17 protein-coding genes are annotated in these 14,537 nt (G+C 36.1%); 5 read left to right on the forward strand and 12 right to left on the reverse strand.

All coding sequences use genetic code 11. The annotated features are described in order from the left end of the window. Positions 1–64: 64 nt before the first annotated feature. Positions 65–337 (reverse strand): YbyB family protein, encoded by a 273-nt coding sequence (locus OSO01_RS06725; RefSeq protein WP_147209656.1) that lies wholly within the window; start codon positions 335–337, stop codon positions 65–67. Positions 338–489: 152 nt separating this feature from the next. Here OSO01_RS06725 and OSO01_RS06730 point away from each other — a divergent pair, with 152 nt between their 5' ends. Beyond that, on the forward strand, positions 490–693 hold the full coding sequence (locus OSO01_RS06730; RefSeq protein ID WP_147209657.1) for a YlaI family protein: 204 nt from the start codon (positions 490–492) through the stop codon (positions 691–693). A gap of 111 nt (positions 694–804) precedes the next feature. Here OSO01_RS06730 and OSO01_RS06735 read toward each other — a convergent pair whose 3' ends face one another. Beyond that, complete coding sequence (locus tag OSO01_RS06735; protein WP_147209658.1) at positions 805–1,113, reverse strand: YlaH-like family protein; 309 nt, start codon at positions 1,111–1,113, stop codon at positions 805–807. Between the two features lie 155 nt (positions 1,114–1,268). Between OSO01_RS06735 and OSO01_RS23265 the strand changes: the two genes are divergently transcribed. Next, complete coding sequence (locus tag OSO01_RS23265; protein ID WP_186813573.1) at positions 1,269–1,442, forward strand: DUF5325 family protein; 174 nt, start codon at positions 1,269–1,271, stop codon at positions 1,440–1,442. Here the strand turns inward: OSO01_RS23265 and OSO01_RS06740 are convergent, their stop codons facing one another. Next, complete coding sequence (locus tag OSO01_RS06740; protein WP_147209659.1) at positions 1,443–2,249, reverse strand: inositol monophosphatase family protein; 807 nt, start codon at positions 2,247–2,249, stop codon at positions 1,443–1,445. 162 nt (positions 2,250–2,411) lie between these two features. Further along, on the reverse strand, positions 2,412–2,600 hold the full coding sequence (locus tag OSO01_RS06745) for a YkzI domain-containing protein (RefSeq protein ID WP_147209660.1): 189 nt from the start codon (positions 2,598–2,600) through the stop codon (positions 2,412–2,414). A gap of 240 nt (positions 2,601–2,840) precedes the next feature. Between OSO01_RS06745 and OSO01_RS06750 the strand changes: the two genes are divergently transcribed. Next, complete coding sequence (locus tag OSO01_RS06750; RefSeq protein WP_147209661.1) at positions 2,841–3,464, forward strand: YktB family protein; 624 nt, start codon at positions 2,841–2,843, stop codon at positions 3,462–3,464. Positions 3,465–3,493: 29 nt separating this feature from the next. Here the strand turns inward: OSO01_RS06750 and OSO01_RS06755 are convergent, their stop codons facing one another. The 3 genes from OSO01_RS06755 to OSO01_RS06765 are packed head-to-tail and all read right to left on the reverse strand — an operon-like array spanning position 3,494 to position 5,628. Continuing rightward, entirely contained in the window at positions 3,494–3,763 is a 270-nt protein-coding gene (locus OSO01_RS06755) for a UPF0223 family protein (protein WP_147209662.1), read from the reverse strand. Between the two features lie 2 nt (positions 3,764–3,765). Beyond that, the gene (locus tag OSO01_RS06760; RefSeq protein WP_147209663.1) at positions 3,766–4,728 is read right to left on the reverse strand and encodes an NAD(P)H-dependent flavin oxidoreductase; all 963 of its coding nucleotides are present in this window, start codon (positions 4,726–4,728) and stop codon (positions 3,766–3,768) included. Positions 4,729–4,746: 18 nt separating this feature from the next. After that, complete coding sequence (locus tag OSO01_RS06765) at positions 4,747–5,628, reverse strand: polysaccharide deacetylase family protein (protein WP_246145068.1); 882 nt, start codon at positions 5,626–5,628, stop codon at positions 4,747–4,749. 160 nt (positions 5,629–5,788) lie between these two features. On the opposite strand from OSO01_RS06765, the gene OSO01_RS06770 reads away from it, so the two are divergent. Together OSO01_RS06770 and OSO01_RS06775 are read left to right on the forward strand one after the other, a co-directional pair. Next, positions 5,789–7,327 (forward strand): glycine betaine uptake BCCT transporter, encoded by a 1,539-nt coding sequence (locus OSO01_RS06770; RefSeq protein WP_147209665.1) that lies wholly within the window; start codon positions 5,789–5,791, stop codon positions 7,325–7,327. A gap of 303 nt (positions 7,328–7,630) precedes the next feature. Further along, entirely contained in the window at positions 7,631–8,011 is a 381-nt protein-coding gene (locus OSO01_RS06775) for a hypothetical protein (protein ID WP_147209666.1), read from the forward strand. A 209-nt stretch (positions 8,012–8,220) separates the two neighbouring features. Here the strand turns inward: OSO01_RS06775 and lpdA are convergent, their stop codons facing one another. From lpdA to OSO01_RS06800, 5 genes are all read right to left on the reverse strand, one after another. Continuing rightward, positions 8,221–9,627, reverse strand: coding sequence for a dihydrolipoyl dehydrogenase (gene lpdA / locus OSO01_RS06780; RefSeq protein ID WP_147209667.1), 1,407 nt, complete (start codon positions 9,625–9,627; stop codon positions 8,221–8,223). A 3-nt stretch (positions 9,628–9,630) separates the two neighbouring features. After that, entirely contained in the window at positions 9,631–10,914 is a 1,284-nt protein-coding gene (locus tag OSO01_RS06785) for a dihydrolipoamide acetyltransferase family protein (protein WP_147209668.1), read from the reverse strand. A gap of 19 nt (positions 10,915–10,933) precedes the next feature. Further along, entirely contained in the window at positions 10,934–11,911 is a 978-nt protein-coding gene (locus tag OSO01_RS06790; protein ID WP_147209669.1) for an alpha-ketoacid dehydrogenase subunit beta, read from the reverse strand. 3 nt (positions 11,912–11,914) lie between these two features. Continuing rightward, positions 11,915–12,997, reverse strand: a complete 1,083-nt coding sequence (gene pdhA / locus OSO01_RS06795) for a pyruvate dehydrogenase (acetyl-transferring) E1 component subunit alpha (RefSeq protein ID WP_147209670.1) — start codon at positions 12,995–12,997, stop codon at positions 11,915–11,917. A 558-nt stretch (positions 12,998–13,555) separates the two neighbouring features. Then, entirely contained in the window at positions 13,556–14,239 is a 684-nt protein-coding gene (locus OSO01_RS06800) for a YkyA family protein (RefSeq protein WP_246145070.1), read from the reverse strand. Positions 14,240–14,537: the final 298 nt, after the last annotated feature.

Here is a 14,537-nt window from a genome sequence, read left to right on the forward strand (position 1 = left end):
TAATAATTAAGCCTGCCTGCTGAATGCTGATAGTTTAAGCAAATTAGCAGGCAGGCTATTTATATTATTCATCTTCCTTGGACAGCTGATACATTTTATCCTTTTTTTCGTTGTAATACTGCACTCCAAATTGTGATCCTTCTGAAACCATTTTAGCATTTTCCAGCTGATCTAATTCTTCATCTAAAGACTCATCAGGTTTTCCCGCATTTTCAAAAACTCTCAGCGTACCTGAAACTGATTTTAATTTTTTCCGTTTTTTTCTATCTGACAATAATACCCCGGCAACTCCTGCTCCGACTGCTCCTAACGCTGATACAACATATCTTTTTTTCATATAATCACCCTTTCAAGATTCAGGCATTTACTTTAATTATATGATTCCCACTTTTCACCTTTTCAAACTTTGATTATTTAAATTGGTTTTAAAATTATGCTATACTAATAAAAGATATCGTTTTACTATTTTTGTCGAATTGGGGTGAAAAAATGCAGGTTAAATGCACCATATGTGATAAAGTAGAAGAAATAGAAAATGATTCGCCACATGCAAAAAGATTACGTAACCGCAGAAAAAATATTCATTTATGCACTCCATGCTATAAACGCATTGAAGAGAATACAAAAAAAAGGCTGGATACAGGTAAGTTTCGTTTCTACCAGGAAACAAAGAAAGTAGATGACTACTTATAACCCGTCGTAAATTTTTTTATCAGCTAAAAAAGCAGAGATCCCAAAATGGATACTCTGCTTTTATTATTGCGTATACAATATGCCAGAAATTCTTGCTGTAATCTGTGTACGTTACGAGCTGCTTTCCTGTACATCTTCCCGATTTTTTCTTTCTCGATGCAATCGAAATCGATAAATTCCCAGTACAAATATTATAATAACTAAACACTCCACGGTAGGCATTCTCATTACTGTTGAGAAGATTGTTACAACGAATGTACCAATCATCAATAATATGTATACAATCATATTTTTTAAGACCGGGAGCTTCTTAGCAAAGCCCAATTGATAAGCTATTGCTGAAAGAATTAAATTAATTACATAAAAAATCCAAAAGATATGCTCTGTTCCATTCATTTTAAGGATATACTCTAATACCATTATTCAAACGCCACCTTATCTTTACACTCCCTTTATCATACTAAAAGTGCTTCCATATGACTAGAGAAAAATATAAAATTATATGTCTGTTTTTTGAAGTTCTCCGCGCTATCCTTTATACTATTCTGTGGACAGATAATAAAGGCGGTTGAAAAATGAAAAAATTAGACATTCCAATGCTGTTATTAGCATTTCTAGTAGTTCTGCTATTTATTTTAGTTGGGCTGGCTATTGCTTTCCGAAGTGTTTGGGCTATCATTTTATGTATTATATTGGCATTTTCTACATTCGGATTTGCAATGTCTTACAAGAAAAAAAGGAAGGGATAATTATTTCCTTCCTTCCTTTATGAATTCTACGATAGATTGATGAATTGCCGGATTTGCAACTAAAGAAGATGATCTTTCCAAAGGATTCCAAGGATTTCCGTCAATATCTCCTGCAATACCGCCTACTTCTTCATTTAGTATAATTCCTGCAGCTACATCCCACGGTGAAAGACTTAAAGCAAGATAAGCATCTTGAACTCCTTCAGCAATATACGCCAATTCTAATGACGCAGAACCGTGTGAACGTGTTCCTCTCACCTTGCGCACAAATTTTTGCATCACTGGATAATCTACCAGTTTATTCTCGCATAACCAAAAATGGTTCATACCGACAATAGCTTCTTCCAGCTTTTTCTCCTTGTCCAGCGGCGCTAATTTTGTATTATTTTTAAAAGCTCCTTCTCCACGTTTAACATGATATAATACATCACCCATAACATCATAAATAAAACCAATTTCACCCACGCCATTATGTAAAATACCAATAGATATGGCGAAAGTTCTCTTTTGATGGACAAAATTCATTGTTCCGTCAATCGGATCGATAATCCAAATTGTTCCATCAACTTCAGATAATGTATCTCCATATCCTTCTTCACCGATAATATGATGTTCTGGATAATATTGATGAATACGGTCTACAAAAAACTTTTCCGTCTGTTTATCGAGAACAGTTACTAAATCATTCGGATTTGATTTTGTTTCGATACCCAGCGGCTCATCCATATGTTCACGAATTAAATTTCCTGCTTCATATATCCAATTCTTTGCTGTCTCATAAATTTCTTGTCTTTGCTGCTGATTCATTATACATCGCCTCCAAAAACTTCAAGTAAGCTTATTTTATCAAACTCCTGTCCATTAGACCAATCCTAAACTTTTTAGTCAGAGTTTTTATCAACAAATAACCCTAATACGCCTCTTTCTTATATAGAAAGCTGCACTATATTAGGGTAAGCTAATCTCATATTAATCCATCAGAGCCATCCATTGTTCACTTAGCTGCTTTAATCTCTCTTTGGATTTAATTATTTGTAAAGTATCCTCATCCTGCATAGCCTCGTACAATGTTGCCAATTCATAATCAATCTCTAATTTGATGACAGGGAGACGTTCTTCTGCTTCTTTTCGCCGGAGAGCTTCCATAACATATTTCATCCTATCACTCCTTAACGTGAAAACATATTGATTACTTTCGTTTCATGTATGTGCTATATATTATGATTTACAGAATAAATTGTTCACCTAAAATAATAAAAACAATTTATTGTTATCTGTCTATTCCCTCTATTTGATGAATTAAAACCTGCTTCTGGTCCGGCTTGACTTCTTTCTACAGATAAAGAATAATAATCTATATCAAAAAAGGTATGCAACATTAAAGAAAGGGTGTCATTTGTGAAATTACATCATTTTAATAAAAAAGATTTCCAAACATTTTTAATCGATGGCTTAGACGAGCGTATGGAAGCTATCCAAAATAGAATACAGCCAAAATTTCAGGCGATAGGTGAAGAGCTCGTATCATATTTATCAGAAAAGACTGGTCAAGAGCTATATTTACATATTGCAAAGCATGCACGGAGAACTGTCAATCCGCCGAAAGATACCTGGTTAGCCATTGCTGATAACAAGAGAGGCTATAAAAAACATCCTCATTTTCAGGTTGGATTATTTGATGATCATTTATTTATTTGGCTTGCACTTATCTATGAATTACCAAACAAGCAAAAAATTGCACAGAACTATTTAGACAGCTTTACTGAAATAAAAAGTCTTCCAAAATCATTTGTTGTCTCACTGGACCATACAAAAAAAGATTCTATTTCGTTAGAAGAGTTATCTCAAAAGGATTTAGAACGTTTCCGGGATGTAAAAAAAGCCGAGTTCTTAATTGGTAAGCATCTTTCTTATGATGATCCTATTTTACAAAACGATAAGGAGCTGTTCACCACCATAACAAAAACATATGAACAGCTGCTTCCTCTTTATCAATTAGCAATAGACAGCAGAGATGCATAAAAATAGCCCCTAAATTTTAGGGGCTATTTTTATGCCATGGTTATCAATGCTTCTTCCGACTCCCTTGCTTTTTTCACAACATGGTAGCTGGAATATCCGGAAGACCGTTTAAATTCCTCAAACAATTGCTTTTCTCTGCTTTTCGAAGGAACAATTTCCTTAAAACGACGATATAGATGAAGGAGGTCTGTACGTCTGACTTTTTTCTCGTATGCCTGTTCAATTAAAGAGAAAAAGTTCACTACATCAATAATTTCCTGCGTCGACCACGTCTCATCCATTGGATATGCGTAATTCATTTTTACACCTCTTTACTCCATTTTTCCCGAATCTGATCCGCTTCATGTATAATGGAGCTTATTAAATCTTCCACGCTTAAAATTTGATGAATACGGCTGGCCCCTTGGCCAGCCCATCCAAAACCTGCCGATTCCTCACCTGACTGAATATATTTTTGATTTACCTCTCCACTAATATAATCTTTTAACTTCTCATAATTATTCCCGTACTTTTCTTCCAAAGAAAGAATATTTTCTGTAAAAGAACTGCGTAATGCTCTGGCCGGAGTTCCTAACGAACGTTTTATCACAACAGTGTCTCCTTCATCTGCAGACAAAATCGCTTGTTTATAATTTATATGCGTGTGTATTTCCTTTGTTGCAATAAACCTTGTTCCCATTTCAATTCCCTCTGCACCAAGAGCAAGTGCGGCCATTAAGCCTCTTCCATCAACAATACCGCCAGAAGCAATTACCGGGATTTTAAGCGCATCAACGACATGCGGCGTTAAAACAATGGTACCTGTATCACTTCTGCCCAAGTGACCTCCACCTTCTTGTCCAACGACCATCACTGCATCTGCGCCTAATTCCTGGGCTTTTTGAGCCTGCCTTGAGGATGCTACCAAGACAAGTGTTTTTATGGAGGAATTTTTTAACATATCTAAAACACCAGCCGGGTTTCCGCCAGTAATAGAAACTACTGGGACTTGTTCATCGATGGCAACCTGCACCATGTGTTCAAATTTTCTGCCGTGCTGCCCAATTGCAAAATTTACACCAAACGGCTGAGTGGTCAGCTGTTTTACCTTATGAATTTCTTTTTGCAGACTTTCTGGAGTCGGTAAGCTCATCGCAGTAATTTGACCAAGCCCTCCAGCATTACTAACTGCTGCTGCAAGATCAGCATAAGCCAAATATGCCAATCCGCCCTGAATAATTGGATATTTAATATTTAACAGCTTTGTAATTCTCGTTTGGAACACAGTCTCCCCTCCATCTTTTTAGTCTATGGTTTCAATTAGATCTGGATCAACAATCTCATAGCCTTGTTCTCTGAAGCCGTCAATTACATCACCTAACGCTTCATTTGTCCATTCCCGGTCGTGCATAAGAATATTGGCGCCAGACCTCAATAAAGAGTGCTCCTCTCCAATTTCAGGAGCTTCTCCGCTAATCAGAGCTTCTTTCAGCTTGTCTGCATCTTGATACGGCTCAAAATAATCAAAACCATACGTCCAATTCATTAACACCATTCCTTCTTGCTCAACTACTTCACGAGAATGATCTGTATTCATCCCATGAGGCGCTCTGAAAAAAGCAGGCCGTTCCCCAATAATTTCTTCTACACGATCATTCACTGCTATAATTTCCTCTGTCTGCTCCTCTTCAGAAACATCAGGCAGCACCACATGCGTATTTGTATGATTTCCTATTGGAAAGCCCATTTCATAAATTTTTTTGAGCTTCTCTGCTCCTTCTTCGTCATCAATAAAATGACCATTAACAAAGAATATAGCCTTTGCATCCTTCTCTTTCAATGTTTCCGCCATCTCTAAAGCATTCTCATCAGGTGCATCATCAATTGTTAACAGTACTACCTTTTCCTCCGCATCATCAATAGGTTCTATTGATGATGTTTCTTCGGATATGTAATATTCCGGCTCTTTTTCTTCTGCCGCTTCGTCCTGTTCTTTATCTTCATTTGTTTCCTCAGACTGTGCAGATGCATCGTTTTCGTCAGTATTTTCTTCTGCTTCTGTGTCTTCTGTTTGGTCCTCCGCTTGCTCGCCGGTGCTGTCTTCATTATCATCACCAGAGCTGCATGCAGAAAGAACTCCAATGACAACAATTAACATAAAAATAACACTGCTTTTCCTTAACATTCTACAAAAACCTCCACGTTTCATAATAGTTTACTAGTTTTATTATAGGATAATATGTTACAATGAGCAATCGTACGGCTCGCATAGAAAACATAGAATAGCGCGTTTATTTCTTAACATTATGGGTATTTTACTAAAGAGCAGTCAGGAGGAGTTATTAGTGAGGAAAATAACAAATGTTTTCTGGATTTCGACAGTAATCGTACTTATTTTTATCATATGGGGAGTAATACCGTCCAGTATACTTCCAAATGCTAATTTAGATAATGTTACAAGTACAATTCAATCATTTATTGTAAGTCATTTTAGTTGGTATTACTTAATTGTTGCCACAATGTTTATCGGTGTTTCTTTTTTCTTGATTTTTTCGAAATATGGACTGATTAAATTAGGGAAACCGGAGGATAAGCCAGAATTTACTTATATCAGCTGGTTCGCTATGCTGTTCAGTGCAGGTATGGGTATCGGGCTTGTTTTTTGGGGTACTGCCGAGCCAATATTACACTTATTCGATAATTCACCTTATGGAGAGCTTGGAACAACTGAAACAGCTATGGTAGCTATGCAATACAGCTTTTTCCACTGGGGATTTCATCCGTGGGGAATTTATGCAATTGTCGGCTTAGCACTGGCATACTTTAAATTCCGGCATAATTCTTCAGGATTAGTAAGTTCCATATTAGTTCCCCTTTTCGGTGATAAAGTTAAAGGAAAATGGGGAACAGCCATTGATGTATTAGTTGTATTTGCTACTGTATTTGGTGTAGCAACATCATTAGGTTTTGGAGCCATTCAAATCAGCGGAGGTATCTCCTACGTTTTTGGTATTGATTCCGGCATATTATTACAACTGATTATTATTTTAGTCGTAACAGTATTATTTATTATTTCTGCTTTGAGCGGTGTCAATAAAGGCATTAAAATTCTCAGTAACGCAAATATTGTACTTGCAATTGCTTTAATGTTCCTTATATTAGTTTTAGGACCAACAGATTATATTTTAAGCTTATTTACAAATACAGCAGGAAACTATATTCAAAACCTTCCCAGCATGAGCTTAAGACTGGATGCCTTCGGAACTGGTAATACAGAATGGATTAACGATTGGACTATCTTTTACTGGGCATGGTGGCTGGCTTGGGCTCCATTTGTGGGAACATTTATAGCCCGTGTTTCCCGAGGACGTACAATTCGTGAATTTGTCATTGGTGTTTTACTTGTACCTACTATTTTTGGCGCATTATGGTTTACTGTTTTTGGCGGTACAGCGATGTATTATGATTTACAAGGAACAACCAATATCGCCGGCCAAATTTCTCAATTCGGGGAAGAAGTAGCATTGTTCTCATTGCTTGAAAACTTCCCGTTAGGAACTGTACTTTCTTTAGTTTCTATTTTATTAATTGCTATATTCTTTATCACATCAGCAGATTCGGCAACATTTGTACTTGGTATGCAGACAACAGGAGGTAGCTTATACCCTCCTTATCAGATTAAATTAGTATGGGGAGTTATTCAGTCAGCAACTGCTGCTGTATTGCTATGGCAAGGCGGACTAAATGCATTACAGACTGCCTCTATTATTGCGGCATTGCCATTCTCCATTATTATGATTTTAATCGTATTCTCTCTGATGAAAACACTAAAAGCAGATGCAGCTAATATAGAACGAAAAAAAAGAAAAAGTTTAAAATCATAAATATGTTAATAAAATGCAGAAAGCTTTCCTTGAGGCTACGGTAAATAATACGGAGTCCAAGGAGAGCTTTTACTATTTATAATCTTTTTGCAACAAAAAAACTTATCATTTTCCAGAATCTATTTTTCATTACTTTTCTTTTAAAGTATTACACTTTACTACAATTGAATGTTACTCTAATATCATTTTCTTTACTATTTTATAACATCTGCAAATTCATAAAGTATATTTGTTAAGCTATGTATATCGTATGAAAATAAAAAAGTAGATACTTGTTTTATTTTCTGGAAGAGGTGGCATAGAATGAAGAAATTCAGTATCATTCTACTATTATTTACGATCATCCCTATATTAAATAGTTGCCAATCGGAAGAGGACATACAAGTAATCGAATTTCAATTTACGGATTATCAGGTTATATATGTACCTCCAGATGACGATAATGATAGCTATATGAATACATTTATTGACTTGAAGGCAAAGTATCCTAAAGAGCTTTCCAGTCCCGAAAAGCGTACAATGGATAATCAGGATTTACCTTCGGATTATACCTTAAGTACAAATAGTTTTTACTTACTTAAAGATGAATCAGTTGTTTTTTCAGTTGAAAATGCAATGTCACGCGGTCAAATCATGGATACATTAGAGTCTATTGTAAATACAAGCAATCAAATCGTATATTAAATACTTGCTAATGAAAAAACATTAGAAGAAGTTATAATATGATAAAAAGGTATCAGCTCCTGTTTAAACATTTGCAGGAGCTGATACCTTTTTTTTATCCATCATCTGTATCATATTGTACGAGATTAAATTTAATACTTACTTGTAATCAGATAAAAAAAGACATGCCGGGCAGATTTACCCGAAACATGTCTTTTTTGTTTAGGAAATTACATTGTGTGGATCGGTGTACCTAATCCAACTTCTGCAGCTTCCATTGTAATTTCACCTAAAGTTGGGTGAGCATGGATAGTTAATGCAATATCTTCTGCTGTCATACCAGCTTCAATAGCCAGTCCGATTTCAGAAATCATATCACTCGCATTTGGACCTGCGATTTGTCCGCCGATAATAAGACCGTCTTCTTTGCGGGTAACTAATTTCACAAAGCCTTCGGACGTATTTAATGATAATGCACGTCCATTTGCAGCAAATGGGAATTTCGCTGCTTTTACATCATAACCTGCATCTTTAGCAGCTTGTTCAGAAAGACCAACAGTTGCTAATTCAGGTTCAGTAAATGCTACTGCCGGGATAGCATTGTAATCAATGGCCACTTTCTCACCACTAATTGCTTCCGCTGCAATCTTAGCTTCATAAGATGCTTTGTGAGCAAGAGCCGGACCAGGAACAATATCACCAATTGCAAAGATGTTGCTTACAGAAGTTCTTCCTTGATTATCCACTTTGATCAAGCCTCTGTCATCTTTTTCAACGCCAATTTGTTCTAATCCAAGTTCTTCTGTATTAGGACGGCGTCCTACTGTAACAAGTACGTAATCTGCTTCAATTACTTCCTCTTTGCCATTTGCTTCATAAGTAACTTTTACGCCGTCTTTTGTTTCTTCTGCACCTTTAGCCATTGCTTCTGTAACAATTTTAGCGCCTTTTTTATCCAAAGCTTTTTTAACAACCTGTGTCATTTGTTTTTCAAAACCGCCAAGAATATCTTTCGCGCCCTCTAAGAATGTTACTTCTGTGCCAAAGTTCGCATAAGCTGTACCAAGCTCTGTTCCAACATAACCAGAACCGATAACAACTAATTTTTTAGGAACTTCAGGTAAGTTCAATGCACCTGTAGAATCCAATACTCTTTCAGAGAACTTGAAAGAAGGAATTTCAATCGGTGAAGAACCAGTACCAAGAATACAGTTGTTAAATTTATAAGTTTGAGAGCTTTTTTCATCAGCAACTTTTACAGTATGCTCATCAACGAAGTAAGCTTCCCCTTTTACAATGTCAACTTTATTTCCTTTTAATAGTCCTTTAACACCAGAAGTAAGTTTGTTTACAACAGAGCCTTTCCATTCTTGTACTTTAGAAAAGTCAAGATTTACTTTTTCTGTTGTAATACCTAAATCTTCGGAGCCTTTAGCATTCTGATATTTATGCCCTGCTTCAATAAGTGCTTTAGAAGGAATACATCCAACGTTTAAACAAACGCCGCCCAATTCACCTTTGTCAACAATTGTAACCTTTTGTCCCAGCTGTGCTGCACGAATTGCTGCAACATAGCCTCCTGGACCAGCACCAACGACAAGTGTATCTACTTCTACCGGGAAATCTCCTACTACCATGACTTACGCCTCCATCATAATTAATTGTGGGTCATTCAATAAACGTTTGATTTGGTTCAATGCATTTTGAGCAGTTGCACCATCAACGATACGATGATCAAAGCTTAGTGATACAGCAAGAACTGGAGCCACTACGATTTCACCATCACGAACGACAGGTTTTTCTGCAATACGACCAATTCCAAGAATAGCAGCTTCAGGGTAGTTTAATACTGGAGTAAACCATTGACCTCCCGCTGAACCAATATTGGAAATCGTATTGGAAGCACCTTTCATTTCGTCTGGTTTTAGTTTACCATCTCTAGCTTTAACTGCCAATTCATTAATTTCGCTGGAGATTTGGAAGATAGATTTTTTATCTGCATCCTTCACAACAGGAACTAAAAGTCCACGATCTGTATCTGCAGCAATTCCGATATTGTAGTAATGTTTTTGTACAATTTCTTCTGTTTCCTCATCAATGTAAGAGTTAAAGATCGGGAATTTCTTAGTTGCAGAAACCAATGCTTTAACTACATAAGGTAAGTAAGTTAGCTTAATTTCCTGTTCTGCAGCAACAGCTTTGAATTTCTTACGGTGTGCTACTAATTCTGTTACATCCACTTCATCCATCAATGTTACGTGTGGAGCTTTAGATTTAGAGTTAACCATAGATTTTGCAATTGCTTTACGCATTGCAGTCATTTTTTCACGTGTTTCTGGATACTGACCTTGTGGAGCAGCTGTTGTATTTTCAGATGTTGCAGTTTCTTTCGTTTCTCCAGCTTCTGCAGCATCAGAAGAAGCTTTAGGCTGATCTCCACTTAAGAAGCTTTCCACATCTTCTTTTGTAATACGGCCGTTTTTACCAGAACCCTGTACGTCTTTAATATTCACATCATTTTCACGTGCGAATTTACGGACAGAAGGCATCGCAATGACACGTTTATCATCAGAAGATTCATCTGCAGCTTCTGATTCTTGTGCAGCATTGTCATTTGTTTTTTCTTCTTTAGATTCAGAAGAAGTATCTTCAGATTTTGTTTCTTCCTCTTCTTCATCGTCATATCCTTCAGCATCGAATGAAATCAATGTATCACCTACAATTGCAACTTCACCTTCTGCTACGTGGATTTTAGTAACTGTTCCATCAACTTGAGACGGAATTTCAACGACAGATTTGTCATTTTGAATTTCACAAAGCACGTCGTCTTCTTTTACTTCATCGCCTTCTTTAACAAACCATTTAACAAGTTCGCCTTCGTGAATTCCTTCACCAATATCAGGTAATTTAAAATTAAATGCCATGAATTTGTCCTCCTAAAATTTAGAAATTAATTACTTCGTTTACTCTTTCAACAATATCTTTATGATCAGGTAACCAAACTTCTTCTGCATCAGAAAATGCATAAACTGTGTCTGGTGCAGTAACACGAAGAATAGGAGCTTCTAAATGTAAAATTGCTCTTTCTTGGACTTCAGAAATAACTTGTCCAGCAATACCAGCTTGACGTTGTGCTTCTTGAACAAATACAACGCGATTTGTTTTCTTAACTGATTTTAAGATAGTTTCATAATCAACTGGAGAAACTGTACGTAAGTCAATTACTTCAGCAGAAATACCATCTTTTTCTAATTCTTCAGCTGCTTTTAATGAAGAATGAACCATTGCTCCATAAGCAAGTAATGTTACATCAGATCCTTCACGTTTTACATCAGCTTTTCCAATTTCTACTGTATAAGCATCTTCTGGAACTTCGCCGCGAAAAGAACGGTATAATTTCATATGCTCTAAGAATACAACCGGATCATTATCACGAATTGCAGAGATTAATAATCCTTTTGCTTCATATGGTGTAGAAGGAATAACTACTTTTACACCTGGTTGTTGAGCGATAAGTCCTTCTAAGGAATCTGCGTGTAATTCAGGTGTATGAACTCCGCCGCCAAATGGAGCACGGACAGTAATCGGTGCATTATAATGACCTCCAGAGCGATAACGCAAACGAGCCATTTGACCACTGATTGAATCCATTACCTCATAAACGAAGCCGAAAAATTGGATTTCCGGAACCGGGCGAAATCCTTCCATTGCTAAACCGATGGCTAAACCGCCAATTCCTGATTCAGCAAGCGGTGTATCAAATACACGATCTTCGCCGAATTCATCTTGAAGACCTTCCGTAGCACGGAAAACTCCACCATTTTGTCCAACATCTTCACCAAATACAAGCACGTTTTCGTCATTTTTCAATTCTACGCGCATTGCATCAGTGATTGCTTGAATCATTGTCATTTGTGCCATGATTTATTTCGACTCCTTTGCTTCGTAGATTTCTTTTTGCTCCTGTAAGTGAGTTGGAAGCTCTTCGTACATATGATTAATTAAATCTGTAACTTTTTGTTTTGGTTGTTGTTCAGCTTGTTTGATTGCTTTTTTAATATCTTCTTTCGCTTCTTCAATTACTTTGTTTTCATCTTCTTCAGACCAAAGTTTTTTACCTTCAAGGTATTTACGGAAACGAACTAGTGGATCTTTTTGTTCCCACTCTTTATCTAATTCTTCAGTACGGTAACGTGTAGGATCATCACCAGACATGGTATGTGGTCCAAAACGATAAGTTAATGTTTCAATTAATGTAGGGCCTTCACCAGCAACTGCACGTTCACGGGCAAACTTTGTTGCAGCATAAACTGCTAAAACGTCCATGCCGTCTACTTGAATTCCTTCAATTCCAGCAGCAACAGCTTTTTGAGCTAATGTTTTTGCATTCGTTTGTTTTTCTACTGGAACAGAGATAGCAAAACGGTTATTTTGCACAACAAAAATTGCAGGAGCTTTATATGCACCAGCATTGTTTATTCCTTCATAAAAATCACCTTGAGAAGTACCACCGTCACCAGTATAAGTGATTGCTACATTTTTCTTGCCGCGTTTTTTCAAACCAAGAGCAACACCAGCTGTTTGAACATACTGTGCACCGATAATGATTTGTGGACTTAACGCTCTTACTTCATCCGGATATTGATTCCCGTGAAAATGCCCTTTTGAGAATAAGAAAGCTTGATATAACGGAAGTCCTTGCCAAATTAGCTGTGGAACATCACGATACCCTGGTAAAATAAAGTCATCTTGCTCTAATGCAAATTGACTGCCTAACTGAGAAGCCTCTTGACCTGCTGTTGGTGCGTAGAAACCTAAACGTCCCTGACGATTAAGTGCAATGGAACGTTGGTCAAGTATACGAGTATACACCATACGTCTCATTAACTCCTTCAATTCATCATCTGATAAATCAGGGAGATCATTTTTGTTTACAACTTTTCCATTTTCATCTAGAACTTGGAACATTTCGAATTGGTTTTCAATATTTTCAAGTACCTGTTTCAAAATGATTCACCTCTTCCTTTCTTATATCAAAATTAAGTATTCTTTATCTATTCTACCCTTAAACAATAAAAATTACATACTAAAATCATTTACCCTGATATAGGATTTCCTAATCTGTGCTATTTTATCATTACTGTTCTAAAAGGACGAGCAATAGAAAGTAATACAATTTTTATCCTCTCTTATCTTAGCTCATTTTTTTATGATGGTCAATCACTTTGCTTCTTGTATTTTTAATATATTTCACAAGGACTTCCCCTCCATCATTCTTCTAAGTTTAAACTGTATTACTAAATAAAAAAACTGTATTAGTTTTGTCCCGAAACTTAACAAGCTGCTTCTCAAAAATATTTTTTACATTATGGAAAAGCCCACCTGTGTTATTATTTAGAGCTCTGTTTCATAAGAATAGCCAAGAAAATCAATTGGTCTTTAAAACAATGGTGTTCTTACCAAGGAGATGTCCTCTCCAACATTTTTATTTATATACTTTCTTATTCTTTAAGAAAGACACCCTATACCGTTGTTGCAACGGTATAGGGTGTCTTATCATTTTACTTATTCATCTGTTTCCGTTTCTGCTGCATCTTCATAGCTCACATTCAGATTAGAAGCTTCATAAAATGCACGTTTTGCATCGTTGTACTCTGCTGTTAATTGATTAAATTCTTCGTTAAACGAAATAATTGTTTCATAATTTTCATTTAGTGCTTCTAAATGGTTGGTTACTTCTTCTTGTTCAAGCTCTTCTAACTGCAGCATTTCATATAATTCTTTTTCCTGTTCTACTGAAGTTTGGTAGGTATCATTTAAATCATAATATGCTGCATACCGGTTTGTCATAATTTCAAACATTTCTTCTGCATCCTGCTTTAGGTTTTCATCCTCTAAATCTGTAATAATAGATTCGACCTGGACAAACTCCTCCTCTGATGCTTCTATACTTTCTCTTTCTTCACCGAGCTTTTCCTGTTTTTGATCAGAAATAGAAATTGCATTCTGCGACAATTCTTGAATTTGGTCAAATTGCTCCATATCAAGATCCACAATTTGATTAAATATTTCCTTTTCTTGCAATTCAAGTTCTTCAATTTCTCCCTGCATCGTTTCGTAATCTTCTTCTAAATTAATTGCTTCTTCTAAATGGTCATGTATTTTTTCTTCAGAAGATTTACTACTGCATGCCGTAACTAACAATAAAGATGAAATAATGATTGCAAACATATAAATCTTTTTTGACACAAAAAAACCTCCAATATGTACATTTCTTTTTTTACTTCATAGCTGTTCATTCAAATCCTTCGACCTTGAGACTATACATGAATAAAATTGTAACATACTCACTAAGAGTCAGGGAAGAAAAGAGTAAAAGCTTTTACATCTCCTTCTCCTGATTTTATAATATGAAATATCATTAATTCAAATATGTGTTACTATAATCAACAGACTTGTCTAACATAAATTTTTAATGTGTTATAAACTCAACTTTCGCACTTTAAAAAGAAACTTCCTATCCATAGAAACAGGGGTTGATCATCTC

Source organism: Oceanobacillus sojae (assembly GCF_007991515.1).
GTDB lineage: Bacteria > Bacillota > Bacilli > Bacillales > Amphibacillaceae > Oceanobacillus > Oceanobacillus sojae.